At 51.6% G+C, this 17,934-nt stretch carries 18 protein-coding genes; 5 read left to right on the forward strand and 13 right to left on the reverse strand.

Features of this window, described 5'->3' with window-relative positions; genetic code table 11:
• Nucleotides 1-74: 74 nt before the first annotated feature.
• The 13 genes from QMG16_RS16170 to lgt form a co-directional block, all read right to left on the reverse strand.
• Nucleotides 75-1,640: a divergent polysaccharide deacetylase family protein gene (locus tag QMG16_RS16170; RefSeq protein ID WP_281795908.1), complete on the reverse strand. Its 1,566-nt coding sequence runs from the start codon at nt 1,638-1,640 to the stop codon at nt 75-77.
• An 18-nt stretch (nt 1,641-1,658) separates the two neighbouring features.
• On the reverse strand, nt 1,659-2,975 hold the full coding sequence (locus tag QMG16_RS16175) for a S41 family peptidase (protein ID WP_281795910.1): 1,317 nt from the start codon (nt 2,973-2,975) through the stop codon (nt 1,659-1,661).
• Nucleotides 2,976-2,985: 10 nt separating this feature from the next.
• Nucleotides 2,986-3,996 carry a murein hydrolase activator EnvC family protein gene (locus tag QMG16_RS16180; protein WP_281795911.1) on the reverse strand — a complete coding sequence of 337 codons (1,011 nt, stop codon included), beginning with the start codon at nt 3,994-3,996 and terminating at the stop codon, nt 2,986-2,988.
• A gap of 162 nt (nt 3,997-4,158) precedes the next feature.
• Nucleotides 4,159-5,052, reverse strand: a complete 894-nt coding sequence (locus QMG16_RS16185) for a cell division protein FtsX (protein ID WP_281795913.1) — start codon at nt 5,050-5,052, stop codon at nt 4,159-4,161.
• Nucleotides 5,053-5,176: 124 nt separating this feature from the next.
• Complete coding sequence (locus QMG16_RS16190; protein WP_281795916.1) at nt 5,177-5,866, reverse strand: cell division ATP-binding protein FtsE; 690 nt, start codon at nt 5,864-5,866, stop codon at nt 5,177-5,179.
• Between the two features lie 129 nt (nt 5,867-5,995).
• Nucleotides 5,996-6,883 carry a cell division protein ZapB gene (locus QMG16_RS16195; protein ID WP_281795917.1) on the reverse strand — a complete coding sequence of 296 codons (888 nt, stop codon included), beginning with the start codon at nt 6,881-6,883 and terminating at the stop codon, nt 5,996-5,998.
• A 236-nt stretch (nt 6,884-7,119) separates the two neighbouring features.
• Nucleotides 7,120-7,842: a PspA/IM30 family protein gene (locus QMG16_RS16200; protein WP_281795919.1), complete on the reverse strand. Its 723-nt coding sequence runs from the start codon at nt 7,840-7,842 to the stop codon at nt 7,120-7,122.
• 132 nt (nt 7,843-7,974) lie between these two features.
• A complete protein-coding gene (locus tag QMG16_RS16205; protein WP_281795921.1) occupies nt 7,975-8,376 on the reverse strand; it encodes a YbjN domain-containing protein in 402 nt (133 codons plus the stop codon).
• Between the two features lie 65 nt (nt 8,377-8,441).
• On the reverse strand, nt 8,442-9,287 hold the full coding sequence (locus QMG16_RS16210) for a DUF350 domain-containing protein (RefSeq protein WP_281795923.1): 846 nt from the start codon (nt 9,285-9,287) through the stop codon (nt 8,442-8,444).
• Between the two features lie 21 nt (nt 9,288-9,308).
• On the reverse strand, nt 9,309-10,079 hold the full coding sequence (locus tag QMG16_RS16215) for a hypothetical protein (RefSeq protein WP_281795925.1): 771 nt from the start codon (nt 10,077-10,079) through the stop codon (nt 9,309-9,311).
• 43 nt (nt 10,080-10,122) lie between these two features.
• A complete protein-coding gene (locus QMG16_RS16220) occupies nt 10,123-10,680 on the reverse strand; it encodes a DUF4178 domain-containing protein (RefSeq protein WP_281795927.1) in 558 nt (185 codons plus the stop codon).
• Between the two features lie 32 nt (nt 10,681-10,712).
• Nucleotides 10,713-12,644 carry a bifunctional acetyl-CoA hydrolase/transferase family protein/GNAT family N-acetyltransferase gene (locus QMG16_RS16225; RefSeq protein WP_281795929.1) on the reverse strand — a complete coding sequence of 644 codons (1,932 nt, stop codon included), beginning with the start codon at nt 12,642-12,644 and terminating at the stop codon, nt 10,713-10,715.
• Nucleotides 12,645-12,677: 33 nt separating this feature from the next.
• A complete protein-coding gene (gene lgt / locus QMG16_RS16230; RefSeq protein WP_281795932.1) occupies nt 12,678-13,478 on the reverse strand; it encodes a prolipoprotein diacylglyceryl transferase in 801 nt (266 codons plus the stop codon).
• An 85-nt stretch (nt 13,479-13,563) separates the two neighbouring features.
• Between lgt and QMG16_RS16235 the strand changes: the two genes are divergently transcribed.
• The 5 genes from QMG16_RS16235 (at nt 13,564) to QMG16_RS16255 (ending at nt 17,924) form a co-directional block, all read left to right on the forward strand.
• The gene (locus QMG16_RS16235; protein ID WP_281795933.1) at nt 13,564-13,857 is read left to right on the forward strand and encodes a DUF8180 domain-containing protein; all 294 of its coding nucleotides are present in this window, start codon (nt 13,564-13,566) and stop codon (nt 13,855-13,857) included.
• A 93-nt stretch (nt 13,858-13,950) separates the two neighbouring features.
• Nucleotides 13,951-15,378, forward strand: coding sequence for an aldehyde dehydrogenase family protein (locus QMG16_RS16240; RefSeq protein ID WP_281795935.1), 1,428 nt, complete (start codon nt 13,951-13,953; stop codon nt 15,376-15,378).
• A gap of 87 nt (nt 15,379-15,465) precedes the next feature.
• The gene (mobB, locus tag QMG16_RS16245) at nt 15,466-16,119 is read left to right on the forward strand and encodes a molybdopterin-guanine dinucleotide biosynthesis protein B (protein WP_281795937.1); all 654 of its coding nucleotides are present in this window, start codon (nt 15,466-15,468) and stop codon (nt 16,117-16,119) included.
• Nucleotides 16,120-16,686: a molybdenum cofactor guanylyltransferase gene (gene mobA / locus QMG16_RS16250; RefSeq protein ID WP_281795939.1), complete on the forward strand. Its 567-nt coding sequence runs from the start codon at nt 16,120-16,122 to the stop codon at nt 16,684-16,686.
• Nucleotides 16,686-17,924 carry a molybdopterin molybdotransferase MoeA gene (locus QMG16_RS16255; RefSeq protein WP_281795941.1) on the forward strand — a complete coding sequence of 413 codons (1,239 nt, stop codon included), beginning with the start codon at nt 16,686-16,688 and terminating at the stop codon, nt 17,922-17,924. The genes mobA and QMG16_RS16255 overlap by 1 nt, the downstream gene beginning before the upstream one ends.
• Nucleotides 17,925-17,934 lie beyond the last annotated feature (10 nt).

Below are 17,934 nucleotides of genomic sequence, written 5' to 3' on the forward strand. Positions count from 1 at the left end.
AAAGCGGGAATCGCTATGGAAAATTGCCATGAGCTATGAGCCATGAGCTTTTTCATATAAAGGAAATATCCCGCCTACTTTTCAGATGGCGAGGGGTGGTTCTTCATGAGTTCACCGGCGGGGACTACGGCAACAGCCTCCTTCTCAAACAGTTTCGAGGCCTCAAGAAGCACACGGAGAGTGGATTCATGGGGATGACCGATGGCGATGGCAGTGCCTTCGATTTTGGCTTTCCGAATGAGTTGGTTGATTTGGGAGCGCGTGAAATCCTCTGTCGTAACATGGTCCAGGAAAATGTCCCTCCGTGCGGTGGGAACACGGAAATCCCTGGCTATGGCCATTCCTACACTTCGTGGACTGGTGTAACTATCAAGAAAGTACAGGTTTCGCCGGCTCAGCTCCCGGATGAGAATCTTCATGGAGTCCCTGTTTTCTGTGAACCGGGATCCCATGTGGTTATTCACTCCAGAGATGTGGAAGCCGGAATCGATTGCAGATTCCAGGGCGTCCTGGATTTTTTTTTCGGACATGGAGAGGAGCAAGGCTCCCTCCCCTGGATTGGTTTTGGGGTATCCCTGCGGCTCCATGGGGAGGTGGAGGATCACCTCGCGATGGTGATCGTGCACGAGCTTCGCTATTTCCCGGCTATGGCGTTGATAGGGGAGAATGGAAAAGGTGAGGGGAAGGGGTACCTTGAGAAAATTTTTGGCCATTTCAAGGTTCTGACCAAAATCATCAATTACGATCGCTACCTTGGCTACAGGTGCAGTGGGAGACTGCACGGGCGGAGCGGAAGGTTTCAACGCTGGTTTCTGACCGCCTTCGGGGAGGTGCAAGGCAAGGGATAGACTCTCTTTGGGGGGGCGGGGCTCGTCCTGCCGTGTTCTGGGTGGGGAAACCGACACCGGGGGTTCCCCGGAAGGGGTAATTGGTTTGAAGGGGGGTAGAGAAGCGTCGTTTGTCAGGTTGGATTCGGACGAGCTCTTGCCAGGAATCTTCTCGGATGTTCCGGGTTTCGGATGCAGATCCGGCACATCGTCTTTGGCGGACACTCTGTCTGGCGTGGAGTCTGGTGGTGGCGAAATTTCGGATTCCTTTGTCTCCGCCTCGATGGAATTTCGTATTTCGTTGTAAGATTTCTTCTGCGCCGGCTGGTCTTCCTTCGGCGGAACCGAAGTCCTGGCCGAAGGCGTCGCCCCTCCGTCTCTTTCCTCCTCGGGCTTCATTGGTTTCAGAGTTTTCGCCGGTTCTTCCCGGAAAGGAAAAGAATGTGCGGAGGAAGAAGCCTTTGGATCAACAAGTGTGGTAGGGCTTTTGGAATCCGGATTTTGCCGGGAGGATGACGGGCCTTTTTCTCGAACGGGGGAAGAAGAAGGTTGAATGGATTCCTGCTTTGGAGAAATTTTTTCGGGACCTTCTCCCCAGTAAACCAAACCGGACAGAACAACAATGGCGAGCAGCCATAAAGTCAGCAGGGGAAGGAAGAAAGACCTGCGTGTCGCGGTCGAAGGGGATTTGTATCCCCCCCGACCGACTTTACCTGGAATCTTCTTTGCGGGGCGTTTTCCTCCTTTGGAAGTGGAAGAACTGCGCCCCGCCGAAGCTTTTTGGGTTTTTTTGGGCGTTGCAGAAGAAGACATGGCAACCGCGGGATGTGACTACTTATTCGAGATGGTTTGGTTCATGATCTTGTAGCCTTTGAGCAGGTCCAGGGCTCTCCGAAGCTGATTGTCTTCCGTCAGCATTTTTTGCGTTTCCGCCTGCGTCTCATTCACTTCCGAAGGGGTCTCCTGTTTTTGATTTTCCATATGCCTGGGGAGGTCTTTCTCTCGAATGCGGCGTACTTCTTCTGTGCTCTCCTCGTCTTCCTTCTGGGGCATTTCACGCTTCACTAAAATATCCGGCTCGATGCCTTTTGCCTGTATGGACCGGCCCGAGGGGGTGTAATAGAGAGACGTGGTGAGGCGGAGAGCGGAGCCGTCGCTCAAGGGAATTACCGTCTGGACCGATCCCTTGCCGAAGGTGGGTTCTCCTAAAATGAGAGCTCTCTTGTGATCCTGCAACGCACCGGCCACGATTTCCGAGGCGCTGGCGCTGCCTGAATTGACCAGTACGATAATGGGGTAATCCCGCGGTTTGGAATTCTTGTGAGCTTCAAACCGCATTTTCTGGCTTTCCAGCCTTCCACCCGTATAAACGATCAACCCCTTGTCCAGGAATTCATCGCTGACCTCGACCGCCTGGTCCAAAAGCCCGCCGGGATCGTTTCTCAAATCGAGAACCAAACCGTTCAAGGGCCGGTTTTCCTCTTCCAGTTTGTCCAACGCCTTGCGAAGATCGCTGGTGGTGCCGCTTTGGAAACTGGAGATACGCAGGTATCCATAACCGGGGTCAAGCGTTCTGAACTTAATGCTCTGGATGGCGATAATATCCCGTGTCAATTCAAATTCCAGGGGCTTGCGCTCTCCCTTCCGAATGATGGTCAGTTTGACCTTGGTACCCTTGGGGCCCCGCATCTTCTGGACGGCATCCATCAAAGACATGTCCTGAGTCGGCTGGTCGTCGATCTTGATGATTTGATCATTGGCCTGGATGCCTGCCTTGTCCGCCGGGGTGTCCTCAAGAGGCGAGACCACCGTCAGGACTCCGTCACGAATAGAGATTTCTATACCGAGCCCTCCGAACTTTCCTTTGGTCTCGATTTGCAGTTCTTTATAGTCTTCAGGTTTCAAGAAGGAAGAGTGAGGATCCAATTCACGAAGCATTCCGGTAACGGCCCCGTAGATGAGCTTCTTGGATTCCACTTTCTCCACATAGTTGTCCTGGACAATGTTCAGAACATCGCTGAAGAGTTTTAGATATTGATAAATATCTGAATTCTCAGAGTTTGTTTTGGCTTTGAGGCCTGACCAACCCATGAGCAGGAAAGTGACTCCAGCAATCAGAATTATTGCCTTTTTTCTTTTTTTCAACATAAGGACTTCCTCACTCTTTCGAAAAATTATGAACCGCCAACCATTCCATGGGATTAACCGCTTTTCCGTAATGCCTCAATTCAAAATAGAGCTTCGCTCCATCGGGAGAACCGGAATTTCCAACACACGCAATTTTCTCGCCTGCTTCTACACTATCTCCCACTTGTTTATGGAGCTGGTCAGCATGGGCAATCAGGCTGTAGTAATGATCTCCGTGATCGATAATCATCACTTTTCCGTATTCTTTGAACCAGTCGGCATAGACCACGATGCCGCCATGAATAGCCTGCACCGGTTGCCCTTTCGGGGCCAGGAGGACTATCCCGTTTTGATATAAGGAATGCGTGTAGGTTTCTGTCCCCGATTTATAAGTATGAATCACCTTCCCAGGAGTGGGAAGCGGCAACGTCCCCTGAAGTGTAGAAAAGGTCTTTGAACGAAAATCAAAGATGGGTTTTCGGTAAAAAGCTTTTTCGCCCAGTCTCTTCTGACTTTCAATAAATTTTGTATTATACTGTGCATAAAGGCCCTCCTCCAGACGAACCTGCTTCAGAAGTTCAGCCTTCTGCTCCTGTACGGCTAGAATTTCTCGCTCGTGAGCCTCCTTTTGAAACTTCAGCGCATTGAATCGGTCACCCATCTGAGAAAGTATTTTTTCGAAATTCTCGATTTCAGCCTGCTTTTGTTGGTGGACTTTTAGGATTCGTTGGTCCTCCTCCATAATCCTTGCCGCAGTGTAGCCTCCCCTGATGGCGCCGTTTGATCCGGCGGCAGTGAGCAAAGAAATTGCATAGCCCATTTGCTTGAACTTGTAAAGAGTCACCAACCTGGCTTTCACCAAATCGCTCAACCGCTGGGTGTATCCCCGTAAATTGTTCAATGTGTCCAGAATATCCGCCTGTTCCACTTCCAGTCTTTTCATCTCGTTTGAAGCCTCTTCCTTTTGGGAGACAAGCTGGGGCAACCTTTCGTCCAATTGGTTGAGCTGATTCACCAGAGCCTCTTTTTTTTCCGGGGGCATGGGGATGTGCGCACTTTGATTCGTCTCCCCCGCCGAAAGGGGAGGGGAAGATGCCGGATTTTCCTGGGCGCTGCAAGTTCTTGTCGTAAAGACTGGATTCACTGATGCAAATGCCGACAGGTAAAGGAAAACAACCAATGTCGTTAACGGTGCAGTCACTTTTCAAAATCTCACACTCTTTTTCAGAGCAAGCCATGAGCCGGTCCAACCGACCACGATACCGGAAGTCAAAAGCACCAAAGCGATCAGTGCCATTTGGGAGGACTTCATAGGGATGGCCGACACGAGCAAATCGGGCAGGGCCGGTCTGAATTGAAAGAAGAAAAAGATCAAACCGCCGGTTGCAAGAAACGAACTCGTCATTCCCAGAAGAATGCCTGCCATATAGAAGGGCAATTTATTGTAAATAGGGGGCGCTCCCACCAGGTTGTATATCACCACCGTGTCATGACAAACACAAACAGTCGTTCTGCCGATGCCAAAGATAATGAGGATGGAGACAAGAGTGATGAAGCCCATCCCCCCGAACTCTATATATTTCAACAAATTTATAAATAATTTTACCTCTTTTGACTGCCCTTTTCCATAGAGGACTTCGTCAACTTGCGGATATTGTCTGATTTTTTCTATAAGGGCGTCGGTTCCTTCCGCCGCCGCTATTTTGGAATGGAATTCAATGTCCAGGGAGGAGGGAAGGAAGTTGTCGCCAAGGTCTTGCAAAATCCCTTTCATTTGCCCCAGCAGGCTTTCCATTTCCTTTCGCGCATCTTCTTTCGATTTGAGGGAAACCGTTTTGATTTCAGGCCAGGATTTCAGTTCCTGGGCAAGGCGATCCTGTTCCTGGGCAGATGCTCCGGGACGAAAATAGATTGTCGCTCTGTCGTTCTCCATCCATGAAGGAGCCACGATCTCCGAGGTCATGAAAGCCAGACATAGAAGGCCCTGGACAAAGAAACAGAGTGAGAGAGCAAGGAAGCCTGCGGTCCAGGAAATAGCGTCTGAACAAAGACTGTCCCAAGTGCGTTCCAGAAGAAGAGTGAAGATTTTTTTGTTCATCGAGTGTTCTAGTTTTGGAAAACCCTGGAAGGCCGGTGTAGGCCTTTCCATCCGGTTGGTTTCACTGGGCTGAGAGGGGTTGGTGTCAGCCGAGCCGCTTCGTTGTGGAAATCATCGGAAACGTTCATGAAGATGGAGACGAAGCGGTTTGTTCTATGAGTCTCCCCTGGTGAAGGACCACTACGCGGCTTTGGGGAACCATGGCCGGTAGCGATGCATTGTGTGTAGTCAAAACCACCGTTGTGCCGATGATCCGCATATCGTCCAACAATCTCAATACCTGCCGCACTTCCTGGGCATCCAGGCTTGCCGTCGGTTCATCACCCAAAAAGATCACCGGATCGTTTACGACCGCCCGTGCAATAGCGACCCTCTGTTGCTCCGCTGCCGATAGATGTCCGCATGGAACGTCAGCTTTTTGATCCAGGTTCAAATCGCTGAGGATCGTGTGCACCCTCTTTTGGATGAAAAGATCGTCTCTGCCGACAATTTCGAGGGGTAGAGCAACGTTTTTGAAAACACTCTTGTGTGTCAGGAGTTTGAAATCCTGAAAAACGGTTCCCACCTCTCTCCTGAAATAGGGTACTTCCCTGGGCGTGAGTTGGGAAATGTCTTTTCCCTCGATAAAGATGTGGCCGCGATCAAGGGGCGTCAGGCCGAAAAGCGCCTTCAGAAAGGTACTCTTGCCGGACCCGCTTTTTCCCAGCAGAAAGACGAAGTCCCCCTGAAAGATTTCCAGGTTGATATCCTGTAAAACAGGGTTTGGAGAGTCATACGTTTTGAAAACATGAAGGCACTGAATCAAACACATCATATGCTGATCGAGACCATCGTGAACAGGGCAGTGCGCTTGAGGCAAAGGTGAATTTTTTGCATTCTTCCAAGGGCTAAAGTTTTGACATTCTTCATCGGGGATCCGGACGAGCGAAGGCTCCCAATGCAATCAGGATATCTTTCTCTCACCACTGAGAAAATCTCTAAAGCAATGCCTCAAGTTGCTATATATTCCTTTTCTGCTATTGATCAAATAAATAGCATGACGAATCTGAAATATTTCATTGACGAGTCTCTTTGCCTTCCATTCCTCGGGGTTTCGGTGTTCTCTTTCAAAGGCTTCTTCAAAAAGAGGCACCATTTTATCCTTCATGCGCAGTTCGGTATCCACGAGGAAAATGGCCATGTGTGGCTGAAGATCTCGAATCCGGTTGAGGAAAGCTATAACGGCCGGACTTTCCACTCCACGTGGGGGGGATGATTTTACTTCCACGTACACCAGATATCCCGCAACGATGCTGATCACATCGTAATCCCCGCCGAAGCGCGTCTGCCGAAGTCGAATATTGAAGAGTGCCGGGGCAAGGAATTCCCGTCGGAAGATCTCGCACACATACCATTCCAAAGTGGGGCCGAAACTCGGAATAGGACTGCTGCGCAGCCGGTAGCCAAAATCCGGCAGAAGTTCCACTATGTTCATGTGGGAGAGTTCCTTCATATAGGAACGAACGGTCTTGAGGGAACAATAACGGTTGAGAGCACGCCAATCGCTTCCTTCCGGGGCCTGGATGAGTTCCCGGAGAAAAAGGCGAAAGGAATAGCGCCGCATCAGTCGATAGAAGCGTTCTTTCTGTAAGGATGAAAAATCGGGAGGAAAAATGATCTGAGACTGGTCTCCATGGAAGAAAACCGGCAATCCCCTCTGTCCAAGAGCCTCCTCGACGGGATGTGCCCTCAGAGCCTGTTCCTGGCGCAAGGCCTGAATTTCCTGCTGCAATTGGGCCACCGAGGCTTTTAGAGCTTCCACTTCCTGTTCCAGTCGCCGGAGTTGGTCCATCGTGCCCTTCTATTGAACCACGGAGACACGAAGGGCACGGGGAAAGAATTTCAAATGAAATCCCTGTCCCCCGTGTCTCTGTGGTTTATATGAAAAAAGGCTCATGGTTCATAGCTCATGATAATATCGCTTCTCAAGAGTGCTTCCCGCCTTCCCTGTCGCCTTGCATTGCATTGCCTTTTTTCATTCTTCATTGTGACCGTCCCGTCATGGGGGTAATGTGACAGTGTGTCGCATTAAGAACCGGTTGGAAAGGGCAGAAGCCCCATTTTTCGCTTCAAATCTTCCAAAGAACGCTTTGAGTCCATCGACGGGCTGGCCAAAGCCTCATTGACACGCACTTCGATGCTCGCATTCTGTGCAGCGATATCACCATAGGCTGTGGCCAGGGATTCCTCTTCTGAGACCTTCTGCTTCATCTTTTCGAGCATGGCGATGGTGCTGGAAGAGTCTATTCGGGAGAGCTGCTGATTGATCTTCTTCATGGAACTCGCCGTCTTGGCCCGGGCCCGCAGGGTAACCAGTTCATTTTCATAGGTGGAAATCGTCTTGCGGAGCTCATCAACCTTGTGCTGCAGTTGCTGAGACATCCCATTTTGTGCCTGGTATTCCGTCTGAAGCTGCAGGGCGCGCTTCTCGAAGGATTGCTTTTCATTGAGCACTTCCATGGCCAGTTGCTCCGCCTTCTGAGCATCAATTTCGCCATTCTGGGCCCGCTGTATCAGCAGCATCGCCTTGCGTTCATAATCCTGGGAAAGCTTTAAGGCGTCATCGGATTCCTTCTTGAGGCGGATCGCGAGCCCCTTGATTTGCGCCAGGCTCTGCATGGCTTCCGCCAAGTCCTTCTTCAAGTCCCGAATCCCCTGTTCGGTCATTTTGATGGGATCTTCCAGTTGATCCACCACGGCATGGACTTCCGACTGACCGATTTTGAACAATCGACTAAAAATACCTGCCATTTTTCGACCTCCTTAACTTGACATTGTCAGATTTCATCGGAACCACGGAGACACACTGATGGCATAGAGAAAGACTTTCAAATGAAATCTTTGTATTCTCCGTGTTTTTGTGGTTGATGTGACAATGTCGCATTAACCTTCAGTACTGAACCGGATCAGTTCATTGCCGTGTTCCGCAAGGGCGAACGCCAGAGCCCGAATGGAACCTTCCAACTCATTCTTGTCCAGATTTTCCAACTGTAAAGTGTCTCGAAAAAAAACGTACCGGGCTTCCTCATCCAGTATGAAAGCTCCATGCACCAGGGTTGCATTCATCTGCAGAAGTCTTCGAAAGAAGTCCAGCTGGTTCGCCGGCGGTACGGGCATGATCAGCTGCTCCACAATGAGAATGGGATCTTCACAATCGAGGATGAGGTTTTTGATGCCGTTTTCCTCGTCTTCCACTATGAGTAGTTCTTCTGCTGGATCTTCTTCAGTAATGACCATATCGAGGTCTATCAAAAAGCTTTTGACCTTTTCCATGTTGTCCGACATCTTCTTCTCCTCCTGTTTCCCGGTCTGTATACCGGGTTTCTTGCTTTGCTACCCCGCGGCCGGACTCAGGCGAAACACCATCCGATCAGGAAGGACATGGCAATGTAGACCACCCCTTCGATCACTCCAGCCCCGATGTTGGGATTTTCCTGGTGAATCAGCTCATCCGTTAGGCGCTGTCCCGGAAGAACCAGCTTGTCCGTGGCTTTTCTGACCAAAGGAAGCGCAATCAAACCAAACACTACGACTGTCGCAAAAAAACCGAGATTTTGGGCCCAGGAAACAAAAGTTCCCGATACTGCAAAGCGTATGAGGTTTCCCACAGCCAGAAGCATTCCGGCAAAAGCGGTTCCCACCGCCACATTGTCCTTTTCGATGGCATCGAGAACATTGAAGCCCGTTATTTTACAATAGACCCATGAAGCAACGACAAGCGTGAGCTGGCCCAAAATCCAGAAGACAAGGACCGTTTTGATGTCCCCTCCGCTTGCGACGGCGCCGTTTATGATCATCCCCATGGCCACATGGTTGCCCGCTTCAATGATTCCAACGCCGCAATTCTTGTCTTGAATGATTTCTTTTTCACTGCTGAACCGATAGAGAATCAGCCAGTCATTGATGCGCACAGAGAGATGGAGCAGCAAGATGGCTATGATTCCATAAAGAAAGATATCGATCAAGTCCATGGTGATGGAAACGGAAGGGCCGGCCAATCCTCCCCCCACGGCCAGTGTCAATCCGATGAAATACCCCCCCATGGAGAGGGCCAAAGCCAGATTGTCGCGCTCGACGAGCTCCTCCTTGAGGTTGATTTTACGGTGCGTGAGATCAAAAAAATACTTGCCGAGCATAAACAAAATGAAGACGGCTATCAGATAAACTACGCCCAGTGACAATGCGCCCATAAACATTTTTCTATCCCCCCTTTTCGACTACCTTTTCAGTCGGCTGGAACTGCGCGGAGTGAACCCGGAAACCCTGGTGCGCCCCATTCGGGACTCGACTTTTTGGGAAAAAGTGGCTTTTCGGTCGGCCATGCGTGCCTGCTGACGTTCGAAAAAGCCGGTGTTCCGTTCTTGAGTGACGGTTCCCTGAGTGCCGAACTGGGGTCTCCCCGCTTCATTCTTTTTGCCATAGTAAGGTGTTCTTTGTTGGGTCGATCTCCGGTAGTCCTGGTAGTCTCCATAGTCGATGGGATAATGGCCCTTTCTCTGAGCGTCTCCTATCGCGTCCACTACCTCGGAGAGGATCAAGGCCGTGGCGAGCCAGGACCAGGAGCGCTTGCCCTGGTCGTCGGTTTTCCACTGGCCGAACCGGGAATCGCCCACGTACTTGAAATCCACTGGATGGGGGACATCGTTGATGGTACCGTCCTTTTCCTTGGAGAGGATGACCATCCCCAGGTAAGGCTTGAAGTGTTCAAAGGTCGATTGATCCACCCGGATCCAATCCGTCAAGGCCTGCTGCAGGTTGGGGGTTCCATCCTTTTGGGTTTGCTGAGTCGCGGGAAGGTAGATCAGCCGGTACCGGTGGAAATAGTCTTGAAAAAACAGTCCCTGAGAGTACATGTCCTGCAGGACGATACTGTACTCGGGATAGGATTCCAGGCTCCGGCGCAATCGCTCGATGGGTTGGCTGCTCCCGCAGCCCACCAGAAAACAGGGGAGCAACACCCATAGGATCAGCATGCGGCGAAAGCTCATGGGGGCCTCCTTCTTCATCGTTTGTCTCTCGGTTTCTCAACGGCTATGACGAAAGTTTGCCGGGAAGTATGTTCGTGAATTGATATTCTTCGACATATTGCCCGAAATAGGCTTCAAATTCGATGTCTCCCCATTGTTCTATGGTGAGGATTTTTTCCCTCTTTTCGTCCTCGTAATCCCAATAGAGAAAGGGCTGAGGCGGTCCTTCTCCATTTCGGTAGAACTTGGCTCCCCCGTAACTGCACATACGAAAGTGGACTCCCTCGTAATCCAGGGTTTCAGGAGGATCGTTGTGTTCCCGAATATAGTTGCGAAGATTTCTGTCCACTGCATCCACAGGCACCTGGCGTGTCAAATGCCAGTACACCCCCTCATCCTCCTCACGATTGAGAAAATAAATTTCCCCGTCACTGCGCAGTTCCCATTCCTCCCTTCGATAGCCGTCACCCATATCGTGGTAGTGCTGAGCGACTACCTGCCAGGTGCGCAGATCGTAATCCAATAAATAGCCGGGTTTCAACTTCTCCAACACCAGGTCCGCCAATGGATCCAGCGAAGGCTTTTCCTCTTTTTTCCCAAAAAGATTTTTCCAAAATGACATATTTTATCCCGCTTCTTCCTTTCGGCAGCAGATCAATCCAGCAGGCAAATTTCAGCCGGCCGGTCAAAATACAGCCTGATTTCATAGGTGCCGTCCGTATAGGAACCTTCCACAACATATCCCAATTTTTGAAAGACTCCGAAAACCTTTTCATTTCCCGCCGTGATGTAGGCTCTGAGAGTTCGAATTCCCTTGTGTTTTGCTATGTCCACAATGTCCTGTATGAGAAAGCTCGCGATACCTTTGCGGCCATAGTCGGGATGAACGGCAAAATCAATTTCGGCATCCATCGTTTCATCATCCAAAACATAGCGGGCCACAGCGATAATGTGCTCCGCATCCATTTCGCCGGCTAACCCGATGATGCACATCTCGCGATGATAGTCTATGTTCACCATGCGTTGGACATCGTAATGCGGAAAAACCTTCATGGTTGAAAGGAATCGAATGTAGGATTCGTCCTTGGGAAGAGAATAGAAGAACTCTTTGAGCGCCCGCTCATCCGTCGGCTTGGCGGGCCTGAAGAAGATGCGGGTATCGCCTTCGAATATCTGTGTCATTTCCCATTCGGAAGGGTAAAGGGCTTTGGGGGTCGTAATGTAGACCAGTTCACGGCGCAGATAGTTGAGCTTTTGAGCTTCCTGCATCAATTCTTCACGGAAATCGGGATGTGCGATTCCGATCAGAGCCAGGGCGCGTTCGCGAATGCTCTTCCCATTGAGGCTTGCAATGCCGTATTCCGTCACCACGTACTGCACTCCGCCGCGAGTGGTCACCACGCCCGCGCCTTCGGACAGCACGGGGACAATGCGGGATTTACTCCCGTCGAAGGTGGTGGAGGGAACCACGATGATGGCCTTTCCCTTTTTGGAACTTCTGGCTCCGCGGAGGAAATCCACGGCGCCGCCCACGCCGCTGTAGATTTCATACCCCAGGGAATCGGAACAGACCTGTCCGGTCAGGTCCACTTCGAGCCCCGAGTTTATGGAAATCATTTTGTCGTTTTCAGAAATGACCAGGTAGTTGTTGGTGTACTCGATGGGAAACATCGCCACCATGGGGTTGTTGTTCACAAAATCGTAGAGTTCCCGTGTCCCCAGGCAGAAGCTGGTGACAATCTTTCCAGGATGGAGCGTTTTTCGGGAATTGGTGATGACCCCTTTCTTGACGAGATAGAGATAAGCGTCTGTCAGCATGTCCGCATGGACCCCGAGGTCTTTTTTATCTTCCAGAGCATAGAGGACCGCTGTGGACATGCTCCCCACTCCGACACGTATGGTGGATCCATCTTCGATCAGTTTGGCGACGTGCTTGCCGATATCCTGGGCGATGGGGTTGAGTATGGGGCTTCCCACTTCAAGCAAAGGTTCGTCGTATTCCACCAGGGCATCGATATCCCGTACATGAATGAAGGTATCACCCAAAGTCATGGGCATTTGAGGATTGATCTGTGCGATGACATGGCGGGCGCTTTCAGTTGCCGCCTTCACGATGTCGACAGAGATGCCGTAGCTGCAAAAACCGTGTTCGTCGGGCGGGGAGACCTGAATGAGAGCCACGTCGATAGGCATGGCCCCGCTTCGGAAGAGTCCCGGAATGTCTCCCAGGTTGATGGGGGTATAATCCGCACGCCCTTCCGCCACGGCCTCACGGGTAGCTGTGGCCACGAAAAACGATTTCAGCCGGCATTTATCGAAAAGACCGGCCTCCGTGTAACGCGTTTTGCCGACGCTCAAAATGTGGAGAATTTCCAGATCCGAAAGCTGAGGAATGACCTCTTCCAGGCATTGGGCCAAATGTTGCGGTTCGCCGCAGCCGGACCCTATAAAAACGCGATGGCCTCGCTTGATGGCGCGCAGGGCCTTTTCCGCGCTGGTCCTTTTCTCTTCGTAAAGGGAATACCATGGGCGGGGTGACAAATCCTGAAGCTTGAATATGGAACTTTCATTTATGGGCTGTGCCATCGGGTTTCTCCTTGGATGCTCTAGTAACTGCGGCTATGCACTCTTTCCCGGCTTACCGTGCTGGATGGCATATGCCAGAATGGTCGCACCCAGAATCATGGCCAGACAAAGCAACTGTCCCATTGTAAAATAACCTGCCAGGAAACCCAATTGGGGATCGGGTTCTCGAAAGAACTCCAGAAAAAAGCGCACGATTCCGTAAAACAGAAGAAAGAATACAACCATCATTCCATCACGGAATGATCTTTGACGTAGCTTCCATAAAAGGATAAAAAGCAGAAAGCCCTCTCCCAGGGATTCGTAAAGCTGGGAGGGATGACGCGGAAGAGGACCTCCACCCGGAAAAATCATGGCCCAGGGGACATTCGTTGTGCGGCCCCAGAGTTCCCCGTTGATGAAGTTCCCGATCCTGCCCAGTCCGAGGCCGACAGGAACGGTGACAAACACGCAATCGGCCACGGCGGGGAAGGGCAGCTTTTTGCGGCGGCAGAAAAGCCAGCCGGCCAGGGCTGCACCCAGCAGCCCACCGTGAAAAGACATGCCTCCGTGCCATGTGGCGATGATTTCCAGGGGATTTTTGAGATAGGTGACATAATCGTGATACTGGTAGAAGAGAACATATCCGAGGCGCGCTCCGATAACGAGTCCAATGGCCAGGTAGAAAACGAGATCCTGTGCAATCACGCCCACCAGCCCTATTTCCCGGGCGCGTTTCTGCTTTTGAATGAGGAAATAAGCTGCGAAAAAACCTAAAACATACATGAAGCCATACCAACGAATGTGGATGGGGCCGATACTGATCAAATTGGGATCAATTTCAGGATAGGGAATCATATTTTACCTTTTATTGTGCCTCTTCGAGAGGGAAGCTAACATAGGCGGCTCACTGGGTCAATCCGCAACAAGAGAGGAGAAATGTATGAGTCATCACCATCATCATGACGATCATCATCATTACCACCATCACGCAGAACACGAAAACGAAAAAGCTCCGGAAAGCCTTTCACAACGAGATAAACTGACTAAAATAGTTTCCCACTGGATTCAGCACAATGAAGATCATGCCAGGTCTTACAGGGAATGGGCTCATCGCGCTCATGAAATGGGGCTTGGAGATGTGCATCATCTTCTTGAAGATGTGGCGGAGCAAACGGATCTCCAGAATCGCAATCTGGAAAAGGTCTTGTCCGCTTTGGGTGAGAAAACGTCGTAAGATTGACAGGTTGAAGAGCGTGTGCCATATTGCCAGATTCGAGGGACAGGGATTTTGTTGATTGCGGAGAATGAGAGAGTGGAGAATCACCGGGTGGTTTCTTACGCATGCTGGGTGCAAGGCGAGGAGAGAGAAGGGAAGAGACGGTACCCCCTTGTCAATCCTTCGACGGGGAAAGTGTTTGCTCAAGTTTCCATTGCTGATCGGCAACTGGTGGATTCCGCCTTGACCGGCGCCCGGGAAGCTTTAAAGGAATGGCGCCGGGTGCCGGCGCCTCAACGCTCGGCTCTTCTCCACGATCTTGCGGCACTCATTCGCCAGGATCGGAATGCTCTGGCATCCCTTCTCAGCGAAGAGGCCGGTAAGCCTTTGAAGGCCGCTTTGGACGAAGTACTCAATACCGCCTTCCTCATGGATTACTTTGCCGAAGAAAATCTTCGTCTCACGGGACAGATCCCCCTTCTGGGCTATCCTCGCGAACAGGTCCTCATCGTACGGGAGCCCGTGGGAGTGGTTGTGGCTATCACGCCCTTCAACTATCCACTCAGTACGCTTGCGGTCAAGATGGCTCCGGCATTGGCGGTGGGATGCACCCTGGTGGCCAAGCCCGATGAACACACCCCCCTTAGCACTTTGAAGGTGGCTCAAATGGCGGTTCGGGCGGGACTGCCGCCGGGAGTATTCAACGTGCTCACGGGACCTGGACCGGAAACGGGGCGCTTTCTGGTGGAACATCCCATTCCGCGGCTCATCACTTTTACCGGGAGCACCGAGGTGGGCAAAGAGATCCAGGCTGCCGGTGCCAGATGGGTGCGGAAGGCCATATTGGAGCTGGGAGGGCATTGTCCGGCCATCGTTTGTCACGATGCCTCCTGGCGGGAGCTGCTGCCGCAGCTTGTCTCACAGAGCATGAAAAACTGTGGTCAGTATTGTTACCGCATCAGTCGCATCTATGTGGAACGGAAAATCTACGATGAATTTCTGACGGCCTTTGTAGAGAGAGTGGCCGCACTGCGGATCGGTCCCGCTACGGATCCCTTTGTGGAACTGGGTCCTCTCAACAATGCCGACATTCTCACCAAAGTCCGCCAACAGGTCGATACGGCAGTAAAGGAAGGCGCCCGTATCCAAGTTGGGGGGAGTTCCCCGCCCGTTGCAGGGGGGGGATTCTATTTTTCCCCTACTGTCCTCACGGGAGTGACTTCCGAAATGTCCATCACGAAGGAGGAAGTTTTCGGGCCCGTAGTCATCGTCACTCCTTTTGAGGAATTTTCTGAAGCTATACGGGAAGCCAATGCCACCCCTTATGGTTTGGCCGCTTATCTTTTTTCAAAAGATCTTGCTAAAGTTCTCGAAGGGATGGAGCGGTTGGAAGTAGGCAGCGTCTGGGTCAACCGCATCCATCAGGCCTATCCTCAGGCTCCCTTTGGCGGAATGAAGGAAAGTGGGCTTGGGCGGGAAAAGTCCCGTTATGGGATGGAAGAATTCACGGAATTGAAGACAGTCTACCTGTCTTATTGAAGCATCTCGGGCCCTTTGGTTTGGCCGGTCCACGTCCGCTTGAGCGTTTTGCGGCGACATATTTCAAAAAAGCGAGGTAAGACCACCATGATTCCCATCGTATGCATCGTCGGCGCTTCAGATTCGGGAAAAACCACCTTCCTGGAAAAGCTGATTCCCGAACTGTCTCAAAGAGGATACCGTATTGGAACAGTAAAGCATGACGCACATGGCTTCGAGATGGACCGGGAGGGAAAGGACACCTGGAAGCATCGCAAGGCGGGAGCTCAAACCATAGCCATATCGTCACCCGTTCAGATCGCATCCATTCGCACGGTTGAAGCGGAAATGGATCTGGGAGAGATCGCAGGGCGCTATTTTTGGCAGGAAGATCTCCTCATCACGGAGGGGTACAAACGTTCTCATTATCCGAAAATCGAGGTGTTCCGGAAAGTCGTCGAGGCCGCACCCATATGCGGGGCCTCGGACAACCTCATAGCCATGGTGACGGATGATGCCGTGGATGTGGAGGTCCCGGTCTTTCGATTTTCCCAGGTCAGCGGCGTCGCGGATTTTATCGAAGAACGTTTTCTCAAGAACAGGAGGAAACGCCGTATTCTAGTGAATCTGGACGGCAGGAGGCTTCCTCTCAAGGATTTTGTGGAAGACTTCGTGGCCGGAGGGATTGTGGGAATGCTCTCGACGTTGAGAGGTTGGAAGTCTCCGAAAAAAATCGATATTTTCATCCGGCAGGAGGATTGAGTGCTCACAGGTGCCATCCTCGCCGGCGGCAGAAGCTCCCGTTTTGGAAGGAACAAGGCGATTGAAATCTTTCGAGGCAAACGCCTCATCGATTGGGGGATCGATTCCATTCGACCGTTCTGTGATCCCATCCTGGTCGTAGCCAATGATCTGAGCCTCTATTTCGATGTCCACGCCACCCTTGTTCGAGACATTCTCTCAGACCAGGGGCCCTTGGGTGGAATCTATACAGCGTTGCTCTTCAGCCCTCACGATTGGGTTTTCGCGCGAGCGACGGATATGCCCTTTCTGGTTCCCGAGCTTTTGACCACGATGCTGGGAATGAGGGGAAACTTCGATGCGGTTGTCCCTCTTTTGGACGGCTGGTATGAGCCTCTTTTCGCCCTGTACCACCGCCGCTGCTTTCCGTTGATTGCTGATGTGCTGGAAACGGATGAACGCAAGATCATCAGCTTTTACAAGAAAATCAAAGTGAGAGAAGTCACGGAAAGAAGATGGCGTACAGTAGATCCCCAAGGGTTGAGTTTCAAAAATGTAAATACACCTGAAGACCTGGATAGCCTTTGATGGAATTTTCCGAAGCCAGGACGCTGGCTATGGATCTTGTGGTTCCCGGAGGATGGGAATGGGTTTCGCTTCAGGATGCCCTGGGACGCATACTGGCTGAAACGATTGTCTCGGACAGGGACCTTCCAGGCGAGCCCCGTTCGCGTTTTGACGGATTTGCAGTGTGCAGTTCCGATATTGTCGATACGGAGGCGCAGGGACCGGTCTCATTGAGAATTCTTTCCGGACTGCTTGCGGCTGGCCATTCCTCCAAACAGGACGTGCAACCGGGTGAATGTCTTCGCATTCTGACCGGTGCACCCCTCCCTCTTCATGCAGACACGGTTGTTCCTCAAGAGGAAGCCCTGCAAGAAGCGAATCGTTTGATTCTGAACCGTGCTTATTCCAGGGGAAGCGGAGTGACTTCACCCGGAGAAGAGATCAAAAGAGGGGAGAGTCTCCTTTTTGCGGGAGAAATTCTCTCTCCTACCCGGTGTGCTCTCGTTGCCGCCCTGGGAAGGGAGCGAATCAAGGTGCATCGCCGGCCTCGAGTCGCTCTCCTGGCTACAGGGGATGAAGTGATCGAGCTGGGGGATTCAACCCAGGGGCCGTACACCTACTGCAACAATCGCTACTTGCTGGCATGGCTGGTCGCTTTGCAGGGAGCGGACCCCGTTAGCCTCGGGCGGGCAAAGGACGATCCGCTGGATATTGTTCAAAGACTTCAGGATGTGAAAGCCGATTTTGTCATTACTACCGGCGGCGTGGGCCGCGGCAATCGGGATTTTGTCCTGGATGTATGGCGGAGGCTGGGGGTTCAAGAGCATTTTCGCCAAATCAATCTTTCCCCCGGAAAAAACAGTGCTCTGGGGTCGAGGGGCCGACAGGTTTTTTGGGGACTTCCTGGAAACCCCTGGGGAGCGCAAGTGGTTTTCCAGGAAGTGGTAGCTCCCGCTCTCAGGCGTTTGGCCGGCTGTGGAAATCCGGAAGCTCCTTCCTTTCAGGCCGTGCTGAAGACTCCGCTGAAGAAAAAGAAGGGAATTGTAAAAGTGTTTCGCGGCGTTTTGGACACGAGAACGATTCCCCCTTCTTTTTCTGTTTATGGGGGAAGACGCCGGTCTCTTTTCGCCGATCTCAAGAGCGGTTTTGCCTATATGCTTTTGGATGCTCCTGTGGTAGAAGTAGCGGCAGGGGAAGAGGTCCGGGTTTTTTTACACGATTTTCCCTTACTGGCTCATCCCCTGATCGGAACAGTTTGATTTTTGGGTT

Origin of the sequence: Desulforhabdus amnigena (assembly GCF_027925305.1) — a bacterium.
In the GTDB taxonomy this organism is placed as follows: domain Bacteria; phylum Desulfobacterota; class Syntrophobacteria; order Syntrophobacterales; family Syntrophobacteraceae; genus Desulforhabdus; species Desulforhabdus amnigena.

Bases quoted from the DNA above. Each gene is read 5' to 3' on its own strand.
- QMG16_RS16215 (WP_281795925.1), bottom strand. From the start codon at position 10,079: ATGAGCTTTCGCCGCATGCTGATCCTATGGGTGTTGCTCCCCTGTTTT.
- QMG16_RS16180 (WP_281795911.1), bottom strand. From the start codon at position 3,996: ATGCCCCCGGAAAAAAAAGAGGCTCTGGTGAATCAGCTCAACCAATTG.
- QMG16_RS16220 (WP_281795927.1), bottom strand. From the start codon at position 10,680: ATGTCATTTTGGAAAAATCTTTTTGGGAAAAAAGAGGAAAAGCCTTCG.
- QMG16_RS16170 (WP_281795908.1), bottom strand. From the start codon at position 1,640: ATGTCTTCTTCTGCAACGCCCAAAAAAACCCAAAAAGCTTCGGCGGGG.
- QMG16_RS16195 (WP_281795917.1), bottom strand. From the start codon at position 6,883: ATGGACCAACTCCGGCGACTGGAACAGGAAGTGGAAGCTCTAAAAGCC.
- QMG16_RS16205 (WP_281795921.1), bottom strand. From the start codon at position 8,376: ATGTCGGACAACATGGAAAAGGTCAAAAGCTTTTTGATAGACCTCGAT.
- QMG16_RS16200 (WP_281795919.1), bottom strand. From the start codon at position 7,842: ATGGCAGGTATTTTTAGTCGATTGTTCAAAATCGGTCAGTCGGAAGTC.
- QMG16_RS16225 (WP_281795929.1), bottom strand. From the start codon at position 12,644: ATGGCACAGCCCATAAATGAAAGTTCCATATTCAAGCTTCAGGATTTG.
- QMG16_RS16235 (WP_281795933.1), top strand. From the start codon at position 13,564: ATGAGTCATCACCATCATCATGACGATCATCATCATTACCACCATCAC.
- QMG16_RS16190 (WP_281795916.1), bottom strand. From the start codon at position 5,866: ATGATGTGTTTGATTCAGTGCCTTCATGTTTTCAAAACGTATGACTCT.
- QMG16_RS16210 (WP_281795923.1), bottom strand. From the start codon at position 9,287: ATGTTTATGGGCGCATTGTCACTGGGCGTAGTTTATCTGATAGCCGTC.
- mobB (WP_281795937.1), top strand. From the start codon at position 15,466: ATGATTCCCATCGTATGCATCGTCGGCGCTTCAGATTCGGGAAAAACC.
- QMG16_RS16255 (WP_281795941.1), top strand. From the start codon at position 16,686: ATGGAATTTTCCGAAGCCAGGACGCTGGCTATGGATCTTGTGGTTCCC.
- QMG16_RS16175 (WP_281795910.1), bottom strand. From the start codon at position 2,975: ATGTTGAAAAAAAGAAAAAAGGCAATAATTCTGATTGCTGGAGTCACT.
- lgt (WP_281795932.1), bottom strand. From the start codon at position 13,478: ATGATTCCCTATCCTGAAATTGATCCCAATTTGATCAGTATCGGCCCC.
- QMG16_RS16185 (WP_281795913.1), bottom strand. From the start codon at position 5,052: ATGAACAAAAAAATCTTCACTCTTCTTCTGGAACGCACTTGGGACAGT.